This window comes from Butyrivibrio sp. AE3003, from assembly GCF_000686065.1.
GTDB lineage: Bacteria > Bacillota > Clostridia > Lachnospirales > Lachnospiraceae > Butyrivibrio > Butyrivibrio hungatei_A.
This window is the reverse complement of record NZ_JMLX01000001.1, coordinates 1,917,307-1,937,790: the sequence shown is the minus strand read 5'-3', so window position 1 is coordinate 1,937,790 and position 20,484 is coordinate 1,917,307. Positions and strand designations below refer to the sequence as shown.

Genomic DNA, 20,484 nt, shown 5'->3' with positions numbered 1-20,484 from the left:
ATTTTACGGGATTGAAGATTTGTTGTTGACACAGAAAAATTCGACAATTATAATCAGTACTAATAATTTTCAGAAAGAAGATATGGATATGAGAGAATTTATACTCATCAACAATAATACTAATACCAACCCAAATCCCGTGACCAAAAATCAGGGGACTATTAGTGTTATATTTGATGAGGTTTTTCGGATAAGTCATATCTGAAATAAAAAAGAAAATGCAGAGATAATAAGAGCCTCATCAAACAATAAGAGTTTGGTGGGGCTTTTACTATACCAAAAATTGAGAGGAGAATTGTTATGGAACTAATAAGAGTGCAGGATTCGGATTACAGGAAGGCGTATGAGCTGTATATGACTTTCGATGAAGATGAGAACGGCTTTGTCAACAGCGTTTACGGCTATGATTATGAGAGATTTCTTGAATGGATCGAGATGAAAAGAAACTGGTCGCTTGGGAAAGAGCTTCCTGAGGGATTTGTACCTGATACATCTTTTGTGCTTTCGGTTGACGGGGAGTATGTCGGCGTCTTTAACTTAAGGCATTATCTGAATGACTTCCTAAGAAACGGTCCGGGCCACATCGGCTATGGCATATCCAAGAAGTATAGGGGACATGGATATGCTACCGAAGGACTTAAAATGACACTTGGAAAGGCCAGAGAAATCGGAATTCATGAGGCTTATCTTTCTGTAAACAAAGACAATCCCGCAAGCTTACAGGTTCAGCTTAACAATGGCGCTTATATCCACCATGAGGATGATAAGGAGTATTATACAAGGATAAATGCGATAAGCGAGTCTGACAGTAGGGAAAAAATTGTAAGTGACTATTACAACCAGACAGATGAGGATGGCAGGCTTGATGAATCAAGGCACGGACAGCTTGAGTATGCAACAACAATGCACTATATTCACAGATTTGCGGATTTAGATAAAAAGTCGAAGATTCTTGAAGTCGGCGCGGCAACGGGAAGATATTCAATAGCACTTGCAAAAGAAGGCTTTGACGTTACAGCTGTAGATCTTGTTGAAAAGAACATTGAGATATTAAAGAAAAACAGCGAGGGAATCACAAACATTCATCCTATGCTTGGCGATGCGACTAAACTTACAGATCTTGAAGATGATAGCTTTGATGTGACGATGATTCTCGGACCTATGTATCATCTGTACGACAGGGAAGATGTCGACAAAGCTATAGATGAGGCAATCAGGGTAACAAAGCCCGGCGGAACTATAATGTTTGCCTTCATTTCGGTCTTTGCATTTATGTATGCGAACCATCTGGACGGAAACTGGAAGAACGGGGAAAAAGAGAACTTCACGGAAGACTACAAGATAAGGCATTTCAAAGAGCAGATGTTTACGGGCTATGACGTTACGGAGTTTGAAGATCTTTTTACCGGAAAGGAAACAGAATATATCACGACAACCGGAGTTGACGGATTTATTCTTTCTATGGAGATGAATCCTGAATTCCAGATCTCGGATGAAGACTTTGAGTCGCTTAAAAAGTGGTATCTTGCATTTTCGGAGAAAAGGGAACTTCTTGGAAGTTCTACGCATCTTCTTTATATCTGCAAAAAAATCTGATAAATGCGTAGGGTTTCGCCGGTATATCAATTCAAATATCAGCGAAATACTGTAATAATATGATTAAACTTTTATAAAATAGCAGATATTTCTGCGCTTTCTTGTGACAATGTGCATTATTTAGTTTATAATAAAGTTGTTGATGATAAAGGTAACAACAATCTTTGCGCTAAAATTATTTAAAAAATATACTAATTTTCTATAAAATAATTATGCCTAAATGCCGATACATCAATTGGGTACATATACTGATGGTAATTGTTCCTTATAAACATAGTCACGAGAGGGGACGATATGGCGAGAACGAATGTAGTTACGGCTGACAGAGTCGTAAATTTCAAAGGCAGAAAGATTATTGAACTGAACTATTGGGAGATTTACGATCACAAAGCAAATATCTATAAGTGGGTCAAAAGAGCTTTTGATGTGGTAGCTGCATGCGTGGCGCTTATTTTACTGTCTCCGGTTTTCCTTTTAACTGCAATTGCTATTTTCGTTGAAGACGGAGGTCCGATTTTCTTTACCCAGCAAAGAGCGGGTAAAGATATGAAGAGCTTTACGATTTATAAATTTAGAAGTATGTACAAGAATGCGGAAGATCTGTTTGAGAAGATGCAGGAACAGAACGAGCAGACGGGACATGCTTTTAAGATCAAAGACGATCCGAGAGTAACTCACGTTGGAAAATTCATAAGAAGATATTCGATCGATGAGTTGCCTCAGCTGTTTAACATAATTAAGGGCGATATGAGTGTTGTAGGCCCAAGGCCGATTCTTTACGAACAGATGGAAGAGTGCAACGCTTATGAGAAGCAGAGGCTCATCGTTAAGCCCGGTCTTACCTGTTATTGGCAGGTGTGCGGCAGAGCCAAGATTAAGTGGGAGCAATGGGTAGAGCTTGATCTTAAATATATTCAGGACATGAGTATAAAGAAGGATATAGAGCTTATCATCAGAACCTTTCCTGCGGTATTCGGACAGGACGGAGCTTATTGAGATTATCGGGCAAAAGAGAATAATAAAAATCAAAGCTGTCATTTATAGTAGCTGATACTAAAGTGGCAGCTTTTCTTTTCGTAAGTGAGCACTTGTGAGGTTATGTCGCATTTAGTACATATCCCAAGAGTTTTAGTTGGTTCTTTTGTCATAGGTTAAAAGAATGAAGCGCGTAGCCCATACTACAGGGAAAACAGGGTGCTTCATGCAAAAATATAAGAGCTTGTTAGCTTTTGAAGAAATGTCTACATGTGTGGACATTATTTTTTTGCGGATATCATCCCGTAGGAAAATGGCGCGTACCCTTTCCGTTACATTCGGAGCTCTGTGGCGAAGCTCAATCTTCATGGCAACAAAGAGCATTATGACAAATTCACGGTCTACCTGTATTTCCGCGGTAGATATTTTTTTATCTCTAAGGATTTCTTTGAAAGTCTTGTCGTTGAGCTCAAGGTTTGACAAGAGCTTTTGACTGTGGCCGTGTGCCATTGAATCGCTGATAAGTCTATAGTGGTAAAAATAGCTGTCTTTTGCTATAACAAGTCTTTTGGCATCGCAGATGGTGGGAAGCATTATATTTACGTCTTCGGCCATTACGATTGAGGTGTTGCAATACTTGATGTTATCAAGAAGAAGCTTTCTGGATGTGAGCTTCATGCATCTTGACATGGTAACGGGACGGACTTCGTTTCCAAGAAGATTCTCTTTTATCTTATCAAGGGAGTCTCCTGTGTATACGCCGGGGGCAAGTCCTTGAGTTTCTTTCCTTCTTTCGTTATTTTTTTCAACGATATAGTTTCCTGAGATTATCTCACTGTCGGAAAAAGACGGATCGGTGAGGGCATAGAGCTTCTCAAGCATATCGGTATCAACCCAGTCGTCGCTGTCGAGGAAGCAAAGATAGTCTGCGCAGGCTCTTTTTACCCCTTCCGTCCAGGCGGATATGAGGCCGCCGTTAGCCTTGTGGACTGCGATGACGCGATCGTCTTTTGCGGCATATTCGTCGCACTTTGCAGGACTTACGCCGTCTGTGGAACCGTCGTCAACGAGGATTACCTCAAACTCCTTGAAAGTCTGTGTGAGTACGCTTTCAAGGCATTCGTCCATATATTTGGCGGTGTTATAAACCGGGATGATTACACTGATCTTGGGCTGTGACATTTCTTTTCCCTTCTGAATTGAATTAAATTCTACAAACTATCTTATCAGCGACTGAGTGTGCGTGTCAAAATGTGATAGAAACGTCAGTGTATTTGAGGTAAAATTAATAGTAACAAAAAATCTAGGAGGAAAGGGCGTATGGGTAAAGTTTTTCATGTAGATCATCAGATAGATAAGAAGAATGTAGAAGATTCGGTCACAGAGTGGACCAAAGTAGTTGAATACAGTGATATTAACAGCGAAAAAAGGCTTTTTGGCGGCAAACTTATGTCGTGGATAGATGAAGTTGCGCGAACAGTTGCATTGCGGCATTCCGGTAATCCCGTTATCACAGCGGCTGTCGACAACATGCAGTTCAAGCAGGGCGCGAAGCTCGATGATATACTCGTTATAATCGGAAAGATAACATATGTTGGCAGGACTTCGATGGAAATACGGGTTGATACTTACGTTGAGGACAGGCGAAACGGTATGCGGCACGTCCTTAACAGAGCGTATCTGACAGAGGTGTGCATAGACGATGACGACACGCCGGTTCTGGTTCCTTACGGATTAAATATCAAAACGGAGAATGAACGAGCTGAGTGGGAAGGCGCGGAAAAGAGGATCATCCTGAGGAAGAAGCGCAGAATGGAAGGATTCTGATAGATTGGATTTGTGCGCGGCATAGTGGCTGGAAAACTAATGTGAAATATTTTTCACTTTTGTATTGACTTAAAAAATGCGAGTGATATATTTATAACATCAAATCGAGTTATAAATATATCACTTTTGTATTATGGAGGCATGAAATGAACAAGAACAGGAAAGTAACATTGAGAGATATTTTGGTTTCAAAGGTGGTTAGAAATATTGCCATTGCGGTATATTTCTGGATGTGGGCAAGAACAGATTATAAGGAGTCGTACTCTATGATTCAAAGTTCTGTCGGCGCTTTTCTTGCAGTTTTTTATTACATGCTTTATTCAAGAGAAAGAAAGTATAAGAAGGAATGCTTTGACGAGCTTGCAGAGAGAAACTTAAACAAATGCAATGCTATTTGCTATAAGATTATGGCTGTTATCATGGTTGCACTTGCTTTTACGGCTGCAATAGTAGGACATACCGAAGCTTTTGGAACTGATGTTATCGGTTGGATCCTCGTAATCTCACTTGTAGTTGTTTCAATCGTGAGAGTTATCCTGTATTTTGCCATCGATAAAAAAGGAGAATAAGCCCATGGCACTTATCACTAAGGTAAAAGAATATCGCGAAAAAGCAGGTTACAAGCAAAGTGAGCTCGCCGAGATGGTCGGCGCAAGACGCGAAACAATCGTCCACCTTGAAAACGGCAAATATAACCCGTCGCTAAAGCTTGCGATGGATATCGCCAAGGTCTTTGGCGTTACCGTTGAGGAGTTGTTCGAGTTTACGGAAGATTGATGGGGAAAAGAAATATTAAGGGCGCGGATTTGGTACAGGAGTAGGTACTAAATCTGCGCTTTTTTTAAATGAAAAGGACTGAATTGTAAAGAACAATTCAGCCCGGAATTTTATTTATTTGTGCTTTTGTATTTTTCAAGCTCTTCTTGTAATGTTTTAAGTTCTGCTTGTAATTTTACGATCTCATTTTCGTATTTTTCTTCCGCATCAGTATAGCCGGCGGTATACTGAGAATTCATCTGCTCTCTGTAACGGCGCTGGCCTTCAAGAAGCTCTTTGGCCTGATTGTCATAATTAAGTTCGAAGATCAAATTTCCCACCTCCTCGATATCAGGATGATTCTTGGCAAGATTTTTAAATTCTTCCCAAGTGGTTGCTTTAAAAAGATTCGCCCAGTATACAAGATTGTTACGGACATCTTCTTGTGTAGCAAGGTCTGTGTGGTTTAATTGTAGCATATTTATGCCGAATTTATCAGTATACAGATGGTGATTTTTGAGGTTGGTAAGGCGGTATTTTGCATAGAACTCTGCTTCTGCATGGGGGATGAGCTCCTGATCGGTGATGCAGAATAAAGTAGTAGGCTTTACAAGGGAATAATTGTCGCCGCTACCGATGTTGTCGTATGCACGGCATAGGTAGATTATTGAGCGCGAGATCCAATATTTATCGGGATATACCTGAAGCTCAATATTGAGAATCTCATTGTTGTTGAGAGTGAGTTTAATATCCATGATTGTTTCCTTGCCTGCACTGTTAAGATCAATTGGATTTTCGACATGGATGTCTTGTACATTATTAGGTGAAAGCCCTTTTAGGGCACAAACAAGACCTGTTAATGCTTTTTCGGATTGCTGCATGACGTAATGGAACATCATGTCGCTCATAAGCGTAAATTCGATTTCGCCTGTCGCAGTTTCGTAGGTGAGTTTTTGAGAGTTGTCTTTTGATTTAGACATTTAGAAATTTCCTTTCATAGAAAAAATAGAATTGGCAATTTGCCATGAATCAGCATGGAATTGTCGTTGAAAGACTGCCGACTTTTCCTATGATAGCAGATAAATCTTAAGAAATACCGTCGAAAAATCTTAAGATTTTTTGTAGTATGAGAAAAGAAATATCAAGGACGCAGGGTAAGTACAAAGGAAGGTACAAAATCTGCGCTTTTTAATAAGAAAAAATGTAGAATTCTACACTTTTGTTGATTAAAAAACACCAAAATGGTAAAATCTAGTAAGAAAAAATGTAGAATTCTACATATTTGGAGATTAAGATGATAAAAAGAGATAAGTATCTAAGACAATTGATTGAGGCAAAAGAAAATGGATTTCCCAAGGTTATTACAGGAATCAGGAGATGTGGAAAGTCGTATTTGCTAAAGGAGATATACAGGGCATATCTTATTGATGAGGGAGTTGATCCGTCGCATATTCATATTTTGGAATTGGATGATGACAGGAATATTGAATATAGGGATCCGTTAAAGCTTGGAGAGTATATTCGAAAACTGTGTACAGGCAATAATATGTATTATGTCTTTATTGATGAGATTCAAAAAGTATATGCACTTAAAAATCCGAATTTTACAGATGGTAAACACGTTCCGGCAAAGAAAAACGACGATGACACTGTGACATTTGTTGATGTTGTTTTGGGACTGTCTCGTGAAAAAAATATAGATTTGTATGTGACGGGATCAAACTCAAAGATGCTTTCGTCGGATATAGTGACCGAATTTAGAGATAAGGCAACAAATATATGTCTTGCGCCGCTATCATTTGATGAGTTTTTTGGCTATGTCGGAGGTTATGAATCGGAAGCACTCTATACATATATGCAATATGGCGGTATGCCGCTTGCTGTTTTGAAAAAAGATGATGAAAAAAAAGAGTATCTCAAGGGATTATTTGAAACAACATATTTTAGCGATATTCTTGAAAGAAACAAATTAAAGAAAGGCGAGGAACTGGAAGAACTTTGCAACATCATAAGTTCTTTGACAGGTGAACTGCTTAATTCCGAAAAGATAGCCAATACATTTTTGAGTGTTCGGAAATCAAAAATAAACAAGGCTACAATCGAGAACTACATAGGTTACTTTATAGATGCATTTCTCCTTAGAGAGGCTCGTAGGTTTGACATTAAGGGAAGAAAAGAAATCGGAGCACTGAGAAAGTACTATTTTATAGACACGGGGCTTAGAAATGCCAGATTAAATTTTGCATTTCCCGATGAAGGTCAGATGTTGGAAAATATCGTATACAATGAGCTACGCTACAACGGATATTCCGTAAATGTCGGTACTTTCGATACAGTTGAAAAGAATAAAGCGGGGAAATCTGTCAGAAAGAATAATGAAGTAGATTTCTATGCGCATAAAGGCAATCGGGCATATTATATTCAGGTGACGGCGGATATTTCTAATGATGCTACAAAGGAAAGGGAGATACGACCGTATATCTTGATCAACGATCAGATTCAGAAAGTTATTGTGGTAAACAAACCGATAAAGGAGACTCGCGACGAGCGCGGTTTTACGATTATTGGTATAACGGATTTCTTGCTTAGGTTTATAAAGTAAATATAGATAGAATTTAGGCGCAGATTGCCACAAAATCTGCGTCTTTTTCTATGACAAAATACTATATATAGATTATAATTAGGACATGAATTTAATTATTGGTAACATATAAAGGAGAAAACATGAGTAATCAAATAAAACTAGGTTCTAAAATTGTTGGAGATGGGGAAGAACCTTATTTTATTGCTGAAATAGGTATAAACCATAACGGAGATATAAATGTTGCAAAAAGGCTTATTGATGCATCTTATGCCATAGGTTGGGATTGCGTAAAGTTTCAAAAAAGAACACCGGATATTGCGGTTCCTGATAGCCAAAAAAATGTTATGAGATCTACGCCTTGGGGAGAGATGACATATCTGGAGTATAAAAAACGTATTGAATTTGAAAAGAGTGAGTATGATTATATTGATGATTATTGTAAGGAAAAACCCATTTCATGGACAGCTTCTCCTTGGGATATGCCCAGTCTTGAATTCCTTTTAAATTATGATGTCCCTTTTATCAAATTGGCGTCCGCCGCAAATGGGAATATCGAGCTTATAAAAGCGGCTTGTAAATCAGGAAAACCTATTTTGATGTCAACAGGTATGTGCACTCAAGAAGAGTTAGATAAGGCAGTATCGGTTCTTGAAGACTATAGTAATGGAGAGTATGCGTTAATGCATACAAATTCTGTTTATCCTGCTCCGATTGATAATTTGAATCTTAGATATATAACGACATTAAAAGAACGATACAATTGCGTTGTTGGCTACAGTGGACATGAACAGAATCTTGAACCTACAGTAGCAGCAGTTACTCTTGGTGCGAATATAATTGAAAGACATGTAACTCTTTCACATAATATGTGGGGAACAGATCAAAAGGCCAGTTTAGAGATTAATGCTATGTTTATGCTCTATCATAGATGCATTGATATTATTAAGATGATGGGGGATGGAGAGAAGAAGCTTGAAGAAGACGAACTTGCTGTAAGGAAGAAACTGCGAGTTGAGTAAGTTGTTGGGAGAATTTTATTATGAATGTTGCACTCATTCCTGTAAGAGGTGGAAGTAAATCAATTCCGTTAAAAAATATAAAAGAACTATGTGGAAAACCACTTGTATATTGGACTGCTAAAGTGGCATGTGAATGTAAATATATTGATAATGTATATATAGCAACAGATAGTTTTGAAATAAGAGATGCTGTAGAGACATTTTGTAATAGCGAAAAGGAAGTGTTCTCTAAACTGAGAGTTATTGATAGATCTAAGCAAAACGCCAGTGATACTGCAACAACAGAATCTGTTATGCTGGAATTTGCGGAGAAATATGAGTTTGACAATATAGTACTCATTCAAGCAACATCTCCATTATTGGATGTTGCTGATTTGGAAGGCGGTTTTTTATTATTCAATACTGAGGGAACGGATAGTGTTATTTCGGTTGTAAGACAAAAGCGTTTCTTGTGGAAAGTTGACTCATACAATGTTGCGGAACCTGTCAATTATGACATCTTTAATAGGCCAAGACGTCAGGAATTTGAAGGATATCTTATGGAGAATGGTGCTTATTATATTACATCAAAAGAACTGCTTTTAAAATCCAGAAATAGGATTTCTGGGCGTATTAGGGCATATGAGATGCCGGAAAATACAGCAATTGAAATAGATGAGCCGAATGATTTTATAGTAATCGAAAAGCTTCTTCAGAAAAAAATACAAAAGGAAAGCATTAGTAATAGAAAGAAAATAAAGATGGTCGTTTCCGATTGTGATGGCTGTCTTACTGATGGGGGAATGTACTATTCCGAAAAAGGAGATGAATTAAAAAAGTTTAATACCAGAGATGGTATGGCTTTATCACGACTGAGAGAAAGAGGGATAATTGTTGGAATTATTACGGGAGAAATAAGAGAATTAAATAAACGTAGAGCAAAAAAGCTTAATATGAATTTCATTGAAGAGGGTGTCAAAGATAAAGCAGCTGTACTTAGAAGAATATGTGAAGAATATGGAATAATGCTTGATGAGGTTCTGTATGTTGGCGATGATATAAATGATGTGGAAGTAATGAAAATTGTTGGAGTAGCTGCTTGTCCGGCAGATGCGTCTTCTGAAGTTAAGGATGTTGCTGACTATGTTGCGAAAAGATGTGGAGGAAATGGTGCAGTTAGGGAAATTATTGAAGAAAATTGTTGATAAAATCTTTAAGTGTTTTGGAAGAATACTGGGAATAGAAATTGTTTTTTCGAGATCTGCTAAAAAAGATTGTGATATACGAGGAAAGCGGCTTATTAATGTTGGAGCGGGGGATTGGAAATGCCGTGGGTGGATATGTTTAGATTATTCGTCGCCATGGTACGCTTCTATGCATAAAGGTGGCCAATACATTGAATATGATATTAGAAATGATAAATTACCATTTGCTGATGAAACGGTTGATGCAATATATTGCAGTCACGTAATTGAACATATTGAGAATGAATATATACAGAGTTTTTTTCTTGAATGCCACCGAGTATTAAAAAAAGGTGGAATACTTAGAGTATGTTGTCCTGATGCAGAATTTTTATGGAATGCCAGTCAGACAGACAATTCATACTGGATCTGGCGAAAAATATTATTAAAACAGATAAATGTGGACTATGCAAATATGAGACAAGTAGATTTTCTTGTCAGAGAAATTGCAACGGAAAGATTTTTAGATTATATAAGCGGGAACGGTCAGGATTATAATGAAGCCTTTTTAAATAAGGATATGGACAATTTTTTTGAGTATATAACTGAAGGATTGACATATGATCCTAAAAAAGCCGGTTATCATATAAATTATTGGACATTTTCCAAAGTTAAAGATACGCTTATCGATTCGAATTTTACTAAGATAATTCGCTCGAAGTATGCCGGAAGTATATCGGAATATATGAAAAATAAAATGTATTTTGACAAAACATTTCCTGAGATGAGCTTGTATGTAGAAGCTATAAAATAAAAAGATGTGGTTAGTAAGAAAGAGGATAATAATTGAGTGCTATTAATGTGATTGTTCCGGTATATAATGCAGAACAGTATCTTCCAATGCTGTTTGATTCTATATTGAATCAAACGTATAAAGATTTTCTTGTTTTGGTTGTTGATGATTGCTCAACTGATAATTCGGTTTCAATTATCAAAGAGTATATGAAAAATAACAATATGAAAATTGTTCTGGTTGAGAATGAAGAAAACATCAAGCAAAGTAAATCTAGGAACAAAGCGTTAGAAATTGCGAAGGATTATCCGTCAAAATATACTACTTTTTTGGATTCAGATGATTGGATTGAACCTGATTTTTTTGAACAATTGGTTAAAAGTGCAGAGTTGAGCGATGCAGATGTGACCATCTGTGGAATTGAACGTTTTGATGACAAGACAAATAGGCAGATATGTGTTGAAGCTGTAGATGGAAAAACTGTTAATGTTGCTGATGGTGAGAATATCTGTGAGTTAGCTTATATTAATCCAGCATTATATAACAAGTTATTCAGAACTGAAATTGCGCAAAAGGCTATATTCAGAGAAATGAAAAGATCTGAGGATACTTGCTACTTTTTTGAAATTTTAAGGTATGTTAATAAGTTGGTATATACCAATAAAGTTGGCTATCATTATAGAGTACGTAGTGATTCTCTTACTGGAATTATGGATGCCGGTGTATGTGACTCAATGATGTCCGGTTTTAGAGAATTAATAAGTAATAATCCAATTGATGGTTTGTATTATAGACAGGAACTTGAAACGCAAATTTTTATAAGAATTGCATGTGGGGGAGTGTTTAGAACTAGTATTGGAAATTCCTCTGGTAAAAAAGAACTTATAAAAAAGACTATTCGTTATATGGATGATACTATTCCAGGGTGGAGAACGAATAGATATTTGGGATTATTTGGAAAAAATATAAATTTAAAGGCATTGGCATTGAGATTATGTGCCTTGTCATATAGAGTTGGAATGGTTGGTTTTTTTATTGGTTCATATAAGGGTCTTATAAAAATATTTGGCAGAGAAGTTAGAATGTAAAGGAGATACATAGTGTTTTATATTTCTGAAATTATAAAACATACTGAAAAAAAGATAGCGTTCTTTTGCCATTCGATGATTCATGTATTTAATTCATTGATGCTTATTTATTCAAGTAAAAGAGATTTAGGAGATTTTGTTATAGTGATGGCGACAGTTACTCATGCTGACGCATATAATCACAAAATATTAGCTGATAGAATCGAAAAGCTTGGTATTAGATGTTGGTCAATAGATAAAAAGTCAAAATTTCGAAGGCTGATAGGCTATTCGGATTATTTAAATAAGAGGTTATTTCGAGATGTTGCTATGTTGCTGGGGGGATACAATAATATTCTAATGGTTAACTTTTGCTGGAATCAACAATTTGTTTGTTATCCGGCATGTTTATTTTATGAGAAAGTATCGGAGAGTATCTTTATTGAAGAAGGTGCAACTCAGTATGTGTCACCAAAAGAAAGCAGAGGAGTTGTGTTTTTAAAGCAACTATATGGCAATAGTACAAATTTCTGGAATGATAAAAAAATAAAAGGAATATATGTGCAGAATCCGGATGGATACAACGCATATTTGAAATCCCACATTAAAAAACTTACAATTGATTATTCAATTTTATCCAAAGAAAATAAAGATAAGATAATCAGTGTGTTTGATGAGGATATGAAGCTATGTAAAATATATAGAAATACCAATATAGGGATAGTCTTTACCCAACCGCTTTCAGAAGACGGTTATATATCGGAGAATGAGAAAAAAGAGATTTACAGGGGGCTTATAGATAAATATAGTTCATTTGCACCTGCAGTGTTAAAGATTCATCCGAGGGATAGAACAGATTATTCGGATATATGTGAGCGCATCGATTCACAAAGATACCCAAGTGAATTATTAAGGTTAATAGGAATTAAATTTAGATATGCTGTCGGAATATCAACAAGTGCAGTATATAGTGTAGAAGCAGAAATTAAAGAAAATACTAATCCGGATTTTTTGATTGAGAGAAGAGAAAGGAAAACGCAGAAGCATATATGAGCATAAAAAAGACAATAAAAATATTTTTGAGAAAAATATATTTGTATATGCAGAAACATTATTTGACTTTTAGAATACTTGTTATGTTAGAAAAAATGGGGATCCTTCAAAGAATGTTCATTATGTTTGCGGAAGTTAGGAAAAGTAAAACGGATATTATGCAAGAAATGGCTAAGAATAGAGTGTTTCTTGAAAAAAATAGTCAAAGAATTAAAGATACAAAAGAGCTTTTTTCGGATGAACGGTCTAAAGATATATTTGATGCTTGCATGAATTATCGTGCTTACAGGACAAGAATTCCTAATCATCTTTTTTCAGAAACAGATCAGTATTTTGTGGAAGGAATAGTATCTTTATCCAATAATGAAGTCTTTGTTGATTGTGGCGCTTTTATCGGGGATACTATTCAACAAGTTGTTGATCTGGCGCGAAAGAAGAGAATAACGGATTATTCAATAATTGCTTTTGAACCTTCAAGGAGAAATGTGAGATTAATTCAAAAGTTTTTCAAGAATAATAATAATTTGGTCTTAATTGATAAGGGAATATCAGATTGTGAGAAAAAGGTTTATTTTGAGGAAGGAGGCTCAAGATCACGAATTACGAATAAGAATATTGGAAAAGATAACTATATTGAAACAACATCATTAGATAGTATTTCGCAATGCCAAAATGCGACTTTTATAAAAATGGATATAGAAGGAGCTGAGTTGAGTGCATTGCAAGGAGCTAAAAATATAATACAACGTAATAGACCTAAGTTAGCTATTTGTATATATCATAGTAATGAGGATATGGTAACTATTCCGCAATATATTCATTCATTAGTGCCTGAATATAAGTTATATGTAAGACATCATTCCAGAGGCGCAATTGAAACGGTTTTATATGCAGTTATTTAAATTATATTATATAAAAAATGATGATATTGGGGATTGGTAATGAAAAAAGTTCTTTTTGTTTCGTCTGATAGCTCATGCACAAGCGGTGCGTTCAGGTGCATGTCAAAATTATGTGAATTACTTATGACAGAAGGAGAGTATTATCCCATAGTAGTATTGCCTAAAAAGGGTAATGGGGAAGAAATACTAAAAAAGGCAGGTATTGAGTATAAAATAATTAGATCATTTAATTGGGTTGAGAGGATCACTGATCATATCAGTTTATTAGTATTATGCAGACGAATAATAAAAATAACACTGAATTTTTTTGCAATTATGAGGTTAAATGAATATGTGAGGAAGAATGATATATCTTTGATACATATTAATACGAGTGGAACTTATATAGGCGCAAAAGTGGCTGTTGCAAATAATATTCCTTTTATTTGGCATATAAGGGAATGTGTGGATTTGGATCATAATAAACGCTTATTTTGCAAAGGCAGTTATAACCTGATTAATAAAGCAAATAAGATAATATGTGTATCAAAATATGTTTATAATCATTTCTGTAATTTGCTTGATTCAAAAAAAATGACTGTTATCTATGACGGAATAGATGTGCGTGATTATTATAATGAGAGAAACAAACTTTTTTCTGATAGAATTGTTAAATTTCTTAGTATAGGTAATATGAATTCCAATAAGGGGCAGGAATATGTTATTGAAGCAGCTATAGAACTCTCACGGAGAACAAAAGATTTTCATTTGCTGGTTGTTGGTGATGGTAAAAAGAAGAAGATGCTAAAGGCAATGGCAGCAAATCATAAGAAGTATATATCTTTTATGGATGCCAGAGAAGATGTACTTGAGTTATTTAAAAACTCGGATGTGTTTATTATGAGTTCAAAAGCAGAGGGGTTTGGGAGAACAACAATAGAAGCAATGTTGGGAGGATGTTTGTTGCTAGGAACTGATTCAGGGGCCACACCGGAATTGGTAAGAGATGGAGAAACAGGTTTTTTGTATAAATATGATAATTCATATGAATTATCATTGTTGATGGAAAAAGTTGTAGAAGAAAGAGAGAAACTGTTTGATGTAGTAATGAGTGGTCAAAAAGAAGCGTTAGATAAGTATAATGCATATATAGATATGAAGAATATTGTAAATGAATATAATAAACTAAGTTGATTAGATATGGAAAAAAGGATTGAATTTGGTAAAAAATATATAAGTTTTGTGTTTGTTCTTTGGTTTGGAACTGAGGTTTTATTTAATTCCAATATTGAACAGTTTTTTATATGGAAAAAAAGTGATGCAAATAGTTCAATGGCTATTATTATATTGATATTGCTTATGATACAAATTATTTTTTTTCAGGATTACCAGATTAAGGAATTAGTAATTATAGCGATTGTTTCGCTTCCGATAATCTATGCTACATCACTAGCAAATTATAATACGCTACTATCTACGTGGATTTTTGTTATTGCCAGTAAGAATATAGATTTAAAAAAATTGACTGGGATTGCATATTATGTACAACTTATCATGGTTATAGTTGTTTTGGTGTTGTTTTTCAATGGTTATGTAAATGAAAACTCTTTTTATAGAGGAACAGTTTTAAGACATTCACTTGGATTTACGCATCCTAATCAGCTTGGAATAAAGGTTTTTTTGATTTTTATATGCCGTTGTTTTCATAGAAAAGATAGATTGAATATATTAGATGCTATAGTTACTTTTATTGCTGCTATAGTATTGAATGTAGTTACGAATTCGCAGACTTCAGTTTATTGCATGATATTATTATCAATTATAATTTGTGCATATGAGTTGGCAACTCGAATGCGACTTAATATGAACGCATGGTCTAATTTTTTTATAGTTTTAGCGATTGTTTCAAATTCTGTGAGCGTTTTTTTATCAATAATAGACGTAAAAAAGCATAATATACTAAAACATGTAGATGATTACATGTCTCATAGGTTTTCACAGTGTCATAGAACTATAGGATTTTATGGAATAAATTTGTTTGGACAGGATATAAAGCTTACAGTAAAGAAAAATATAACCGGAGTAATATATCATTTCTGGTTAGATAATGCATATGTTTCTCTTATTCTACGATATGGAGTTATTGTGTTCTTTATTTTTTCTGCATTATACATATGTACAATGGTTTATTTAAAAAGGACACAGCAATTTTTGTTGATAGCAATTTTGGGTCTTTATGCAATATATGGAATAATGGAAAATAATTTTTATGCAATGGCTCAAAACTTATTTTTGCTAACATTGTCTTATCCAATATATCATAGAATATCCGGTAATAAAAAGGATAGTGTTAGAAAAGTACGCATTAGGATTACGGTGTAATTATGAATAGTGGTAAAAAAGATAATAGCATTAGATTAAATCTTATTTTTAATTCTATATATCAAATAACTAATTTTTTAGTACCACTTGTTACATTGCCATATCTATCAAGGATACTTAAAGCAGATGGATTAGGTGAATATTCATATGCACATACAGTAGCTTACTATTTTTATTTGTTTATAAGATTAGGACTATATTCATATGGTAATAGAACTATTGCATATGTAAAAGATGATAGTGAATTATTATCAAAGACTTTTTGTGAAATTTATGCATTTCAATTTTTTATGGGAATTTTTGGATCAATAATATATTTCATGTACAGCTTTTTGGCGGCTCCTAAAGAAGGATTAGCGTTGGTTTTTTCATTGATAGTTGTTGCCGGGGGAATTGACTTCACATGGGTATTAAATGGATTGGAAGAATTTAAGGTTACTTCCACTAAAGATGTTTTGACTAAGATTATTACAGCTATTTGTATTTTTATTTTTGTTAAAAGTAAAAATGATGTGTGGAAATATGCGCTTATTTTCAGTTTAGGATTTATTATGAATCAGCTTATTGCATTAAGTGTAGTTGTAAGAAAAATTCGCTTTGTTATGCCACAGTTTAAGAATATTTTGAAACACATAAAACCGAATATGATTTTGTTTCTGCCAACTGTCGCTGCAAGTATATATAAAGCTATGGATAAGATAATGTTGGGCTCGATGACAAATGAAATCGAGCTAGGGTATTATCATAGTTGTGAAAATATAATTAGAGTTCCTATGGCGCTAATAGATGCGTTGGGGACAGTTATGTTGCCAAGAGTATCCAACATGATTTCAAAAAGAGCTGACAAGGATAGTGTTAACCGGTTGTTTAATAAATCGATTTTATTTGCTATGTTTATATCCACATCCACTTGTATGGGGATTATGGCTGTGGCAAAAGAGTTTGTCCCGATATATTATGGTAGTGGTTTTGATAAGTGTGTATATCTTTTTTATGTAATTCTTCCGAGTTGTATTTTTTTAGCTTTTGCAAATGTTATTAGAACACAATATCTTTTGCCTAGAAAAAAAGATAGATTATTTGTGATTTCTTTATTTGCGGGAGCCTTTGCGAATGTTTGTCTAAATATAATTTTAATCCCGAGATATGAGTCTATTGGGGCTGCAATAGGAACGCTGGTTGCCGAAATAGTTGTTTGTGTTTTTCAGGCAATATGTGTTTATAAAGAAGCAAATATTGCTAGGAGTGTCTTAGATAGTATTCCATTCTTGCTTTCAGGTTTAGTAATGGTAATAGTGCTTTGGAATTACACGCTTGGAATTGCGAATAGTATATTGGTTTTGATTATTAAGATAATGATTGGATGTGTGTGCTATTTTGTGAGTTTGGTTATTTTTAGAGGAGTACAAAAGTTTATCAATGCTAATTTATATAAAATAGAAGATTGACTTAAGGAGAAAACTTGTGAGAAGTATAATGCTTTTAACGCTTAGAGTACTTGTTTGGCTTAGGAAATTAAGATAGATATTACTTTTTTCCCAAAAATACTTACTATAATTATAATGGAGATTATTGTGCTACCAACTTTATAAAAGATTTAGAAGCATTGATAAAAGAAAACAATAATATTTCTACATTGTACTCTTTCTTTTATTATGAAAACTTGTGATACAGGAATAAGGCTAATTATATAATAAAAAGCGTACTATGTAATTAAAGAGCTGTAGACGTTATTTGATATAAATCAAATAACTGCGCATGTGGCTTATGGAGATTAGATTTTTATTGAGGACGAATAATATGTTGAATATATATTTTGGAGAAACAGAAGGAGCGATGCATGGGCCATCGTGGTTCAGATTCAACTTTCGGGAAGAGTGGTTTGGAGATCCGCTTGTTGCTGAGATGATGGAAGATATTGATAGATCGCATTATAAGGGTGGGCAGTTGATTGAGAGCGATGTACTTGGCCCGATTCCGCCGGAAAGATTATCGGGCAGCCTGCAGACACTTATTTGTATTTATAAAAGACCTGATCTTATGTTTAATGCTACCAGCTGTGGTGAAGACTGTGCCAAGTGGCTTTTGGAGATTGGAAGACAAGAAGATATTTCTGTGAATTTAAGATATTATATGCCTTTTGATGATTGCAAAGATTTTGGGGTCGGAATTATCAATGAGGATAAAAAAATTGACAATACTCATGATTATTTGCATATAGCTATGAAATATGTTTGATATAGAGGGAAAACTATGCAGAATATAAATATCCCGGGCAGACTTATGAAGGATATAAGGTCTTTTGCCATAAAAAACAATGTTGAAAAAATAATACTGTTTGGCTCAAGAGCGAGAGGGACACATTATGATCGAAGTGATGTTGATCTTGCTGTTGAGGGTGGTGATTTTGACGGCTTTTTATCAGATATTCAGGAAATGGCGTACTCACTGCTTTCTTTTGATATAGTGAAATATGATGATAGAATAACAGAAGAACTCAAGGAAGAACTTAGAAAAGATGGAGTGGTAATATATGAAAAAGTATGATAATTTCGTCGATTGTTTAAGTGTGCTGGAAAAAGCGAATTTTAGTAATGCGTATAATGATGAAATATATAGAATGGGAGTGATTGGCCAGTTTAATCTGACTTTTGAGCTTTCGTGGAAGGCATTACAGGCAGTAATGCGACTTCATGGTGTCAGTGGTGCAGAAATCGGATCGCCCAGAGAAATTTTGAAGTTGGGGTATGCCAATGGATTTATTAAAGATTCTGAAGTTTGGCTTTTGATGTTGAGTAAAAGAAATGAGAATATTCATATATATGATGATAAGGCGATAGATGAGCTTATAGTTATGATTAGGGATAGCTTTATTCCTGTATTTAGGAAGCTTGCAGAGGTATTGAAAACAAAAATCAGTGAAGTTGGCGAAGGATTCTGAATTGTGCAGCAAAATTTAAAAGAACCATTTAAAAAGTTACATTATGACTAATTTCGAATTAGAATCGGAATTAGTCATAATTATATTTTCATTTTAGGAATGAAAATGTTAAAGCTATAAACAAAAACAACGGAGAATGACTACAATGGATAATAACTGGAGAAATTGGTTTACGGATACAATTTACAGAAGGGGCGTGCAGTATTATAAGAACGGTCATGTAAGAGAAATGCATAAGATTACCGGCGGCTATGAAGCAATAGTCGCCGGGCATTATTTATACAGGGTAGAAATTATTACAGAAAATGACATGGTTAAAGATACGCACTGTAATTGCCAATATGCCTATGGAGGAGGCAAATGCAAGCATCAGGTGGCGGCACTTTTGGAATATAAAGATATGCTCAGGCGTCAGATTGCTCTTGAGGCGGAGAATGCAGAACTTGAGAAAATCAATCTTAGCCTACGTGATAAGTGGGTTGGGGCCGATGGGGAGGATGACTATTCTTACATAGATCTTGATGGGATTGAGAAAAAAACTTTTTGAAAAAGAACGTGATAAAAAGATTGCACTCCAGCTCCTTGAAAAAGATTTCGTAAAGTTTAGTCACATGACGGCAGGCAGAGCGAATATGCTTGATGAAAGGACTATTCATGTATATGGAATGGCCAGGGAAAGCGATACGGATAAGTACGATAAATCTGTAGGGTTCGTTATTACGGAAAATAATATTTCAGGATTTTTTTGCGGCTGTAAGTCGTGTAAACATTCGGATTACTATTGGTATAACAAACCCTGTAAGCACGCAAGGGCTTTGTTTTATGCCGCTTATAAGGAACTGCGAAATCAGCGTTTGATCGACTTCACCGATGAAAATACCATCAACTTGTTTAAGAGTATACATAATTCCAGAGCAAGAAAGATTGCGGCAAAATCTGTTGAGACTTTTAATGAACGACTTACTCTGCAGCCAAGGCTCAAGAATGATTACGGCACTTTGGAACTGTCTTTTAAAGTTGGAGCAAGCAGACTTTTTGTAATAAAGAATCTGTCTGAATTTCATAGAAACGTGAAAAACGGTGCGTCACAAACATTTGGAAAAACGACTGTTCTTCCGCTTAACAGAGATTATTTTGATGAAACTTCCTGTGAATATTTGGACTATATAGGTGAGTCAATAAGTCGCATTGAGGAGGGAATCAGATTTTCTTACAGTGAAGGCTATTTTGACAGAAGATACGGACGCAGCGAGGATCATATAAGACAAAGCATTCCACTTAGCGGGCGAGGACTGGATGATTTTTTTGACAGCTTTAAGAATTGTGGAATAGATTATGAAGATTTTGAAAAGAAAAAGTCCGTTATCCATTTCAAGGAAAAGAAGCCTAAACTTAGCATGACGATTACACCTTTTTGACCGGTAAAGGAAAGAAAAAGAAATTTTCC

Annotated in this window: 22 protein-coding genes; 20 read left to right on the top strand and 2 right to left on the bottom strand. The window is 35.1% G+C overall.

Translation table 11 applies throughout. The features are described 5' to 3' along the window. Positions 1–300: 300 nt before the first annotated feature. On the top strand, positions 301–1,596 hold the full coding sequence (locus CD00_RS0109320) for a GNAT family N-acetyltransferase (protein ID WP_026655725.1): 1,296 nt from the start codon (positions 301–303) through the stop codon (positions 1,594–1,596). Between the two features lie 294 nt (positions 1,597–1,890). After that, positions 1,891–2,592 (top strand): sugar transferase, encoded by a 702-nt coding sequence (locus CD00_RS0109315; protein ID WP_026655724.1) that lies wholly within the window; start codon positions 1,891–1,893, stop codon positions 2,590–2,592. Between the two features lie 132 nt (positions 2,593–2,724). Here CD00_RS0109315 and CD00_RS19300 read toward each other — a convergent pair whose 3' ends face one another. Next, a complete protein-coding gene (locus CD00_RS19300; protein WP_026655723.1) occupies positions 2,725–3,753 on the bottom strand; it encodes a glycosyltransferase family 2 protein in 1,029 nt (342 codons plus the stop codon). A 138-nt stretch (positions 3,754–3,891) separates the two neighbouring features. Here CD00_RS19300 and CD00_RS0109305 point away from each other — a divergent pair, with 138 nt between their 5' ends. The 3 genes from CD00_RS0109305 (at position 3,892) to CD00_RS0109295 (ending at position 5,175) form a co-directional block, all read left to right on the top strand. Continuing rightward, positions 3,892–4,398: an acyl-CoA thioesterase gene (locus CD00_RS0109305; RefSeq protein WP_034462063.1), complete on the top strand. Its 507-nt coding sequence runs from the start codon at positions 3,892–3,894 to the stop codon at positions 4,396–4,398. Positions 4,399–4,544: 146 nt separating this feature from the next. Next, entirely contained in the window at positions 4,545–4,967 is a 423-nt protein-coding gene (locus CD00_RS0109300) for a hypothetical protein (RefSeq protein ID WP_026655721.1), read from the top strand. A gap of 4 nt (positions 4,968–4,971) precedes the next feature. Beyond that, entirely contained in the window at positions 4,972–5,175 is a 204-nt protein-coding gene (locus CD00_RS0109295; protein WP_026655720.1) for a helix-turn-helix transcriptional regulator, read from the top strand. 110 nt (positions 5,176–5,285) lie between these two features. Here CD00_RS0109295 and CD00_RS0109290 read toward each other — a convergent pair whose 3' ends face one another. Beyond that, complete coding sequence (locus CD00_RS0109290) at positions 5,286–6,134, bottom strand: Rpn family recombination-promoting nuclease/putative transposase (RefSeq protein WP_026655719.1); 849 nt, start codon at positions 6,132–6,134, stop codon at positions 5,286–5,288. Positions 6,135–6,448: 314 nt separating this feature from the next. Here CD00_RS0109290 and CD00_RS0109285 point away from each other — a divergent pair, with 314 nt between their 5' ends. The 15 genes from CD00_RS0109285 (at position 6,449) to CD00_RS17870 (ending at position 20,455) form a co-directional block, all read left to right on the top strand. Beyond that, positions 6,449–7,756 (top strand): ATP-binding protein, encoded by a 1,308-nt coding sequence (locus tag CD00_RS0109285; RefSeq protein ID WP_026655718.1) that lies wholly within the window; start codon positions 6,449–6,451, stop codon positions 7,754–7,756. Positions 7,757–7,878: 122 nt separating this feature from the next. Further along, a complete protein-coding gene (locus tag CD00_RS0109280) occupies positions 7,879–8,757 on the top strand; it encodes an N-acetylneuraminate synthase family protein (RefSeq protein ID WP_026655717.1) in 879 nt (292 codons plus the stop codon). A 20-nt stretch (positions 8,758–8,777) separates the two neighbouring features. Beyond that, positions 8,778–9,941 carry an N-acylneuraminate cytidylyltransferase gene (locus tag CD00_RS0109275; RefSeq protein ID WP_026655716.1) on the top strand — a complete coding sequence of 388 codons (1,164 nt, stop codon included), beginning with the start codon at positions 8,778–8,780 and terminating at the stop codon, positions 9,939–9,941. Beyond that, positions 9,880–10,734: a class I SAM-dependent methyltransferase gene (locus CD00_RS19295; protein WP_185750424.1), complete on the top strand. Its 855-nt coding sequence runs from the start codon at positions 9,880–9,882 to the stop codon at positions 10,732–10,734. The genes CD00_RS0109275 and CD00_RS19295 overlap by 62 nt, the downstream gene beginning before the upstream one ends. A 32-nt stretch (positions 10,735–10,766) precedes the next feature. Then, positions 10,767–11,801, top strand: coding sequence for a glycosyltransferase family 2 protein (locus tag CD00_RS19290; protein WP_026655714.1), 1,035 nt, complete (start codon positions 10,767–10,769; stop codon positions 11,799–11,801). Between the two features lie 12 nt (positions 11,802–11,813). Beyond that, on the top strand, positions 11,814–12,833 hold the full coding sequence (locus CD00_RS0109260; RefSeq protein ID WP_026655713.1) for a glycosyltransferase family 52: 1,020 nt from the start codon (positions 11,814–11,816) through the stop codon (positions 12,831–12,833). Beyond that, a complete protein-coding gene (locus CD00_RS19840) occupies positions 12,830–13,735 on the top strand; it encodes an FkbM family methyltransferase (RefSeq protein ID WP_081811883.1) in 906 nt (301 codons plus the stop codon). Before CD00_RS0109260 ends, CD00_RS19840 begins: the two co-directional genes overlap by 4 nt. Positions 13,736–13,774: 39 nt before the next feature. Then, positions 13,775–14,908 carry a glycosyltransferase family 4 protein gene (locus CD00_RS0109250; RefSeq protein WP_026655711.1) on the top strand — a complete coding sequence of 378 codons (1,134 nt, stop codon included), beginning with the start codon at positions 13,775–13,777 and terminating at the stop codon, positions 14,906–14,908. A 6-nt stretch (positions 14,909–14,914) separates the two neighbouring features. Next, a complete protein-coding gene (locus CD00_RS0109245) occupies positions 14,915–16,096 on the top strand; it encodes a hypothetical protein (RefSeq protein WP_026655710.1) in 1,182 nt (393 codons plus the stop codon). 2 nt (positions 16,097–16,098) lie between these two features. After that, a complete protein-coding gene (locus CD00_RS0109240) occupies positions 16,099–17,544 on the top strand; it encodes a flippase (RefSeq protein ID WP_034462061.1) in 1,446 nt (481 codons plus the stop codon). A 352-nt stretch (positions 17,545–17,896) separates the two neighbouring features. Continuing rightward, a complete protein-coding gene (locus CD00_RS0109235) occupies positions 17,897–18,334 on the top strand; it encodes a DUF4869 domain-containing protein (protein ID WP_026655708.1) in 438 nt (145 codons plus the stop codon). Between the two features lie 15 nt (positions 18,335–18,349). Continuing rightward, positions 18,350–18,643, top strand: coding sequence for a nucleotidyltransferase family protein (locus tag CD00_RS0109230; RefSeq protein ID WP_034462060.1), 294 nt, complete (start codon positions 18,350–18,352; stop codon positions 18,641–18,643). Then, complete coding sequence (locus CD00_RS0109225; RefSeq protein WP_026655706.1) at positions 18,630–19,037, top strand: HI0074 family nucleotidyltransferase substrate-binding subunit; 408 nt, start codon at positions 18,630–18,632, stop codon at positions 19,035–19,037. Before CD00_RS0109230 ends, CD00_RS0109225 begins: the two co-directional genes overlap by 14 nt. 136 nt (positions 19,038–19,173) lie before the next feature. Then, a complete protein-coding gene (locus tag CD00_RS0109220; protein WP_207640474.1) occupies positions 19,174–19,584 on the top strand; it encodes an SWIM zinc finger family protein in 411 nt (136 codons plus the stop codon). Further along, a complete protein-coding gene (locus CD00_RS17870) occupies positions 19,559–20,455 on the top strand; it encodes a hypothetical protein (protein WP_034462059.1) in 897 nt (298 codons plus the stop codon). Before CD00_RS0109220 ends, CD00_RS17870 begins: the two co-directional genes overlap by 26 nt. The last annotated feature ends 29 nt before the right edge of the window (positions 20,456–20,484 follow it).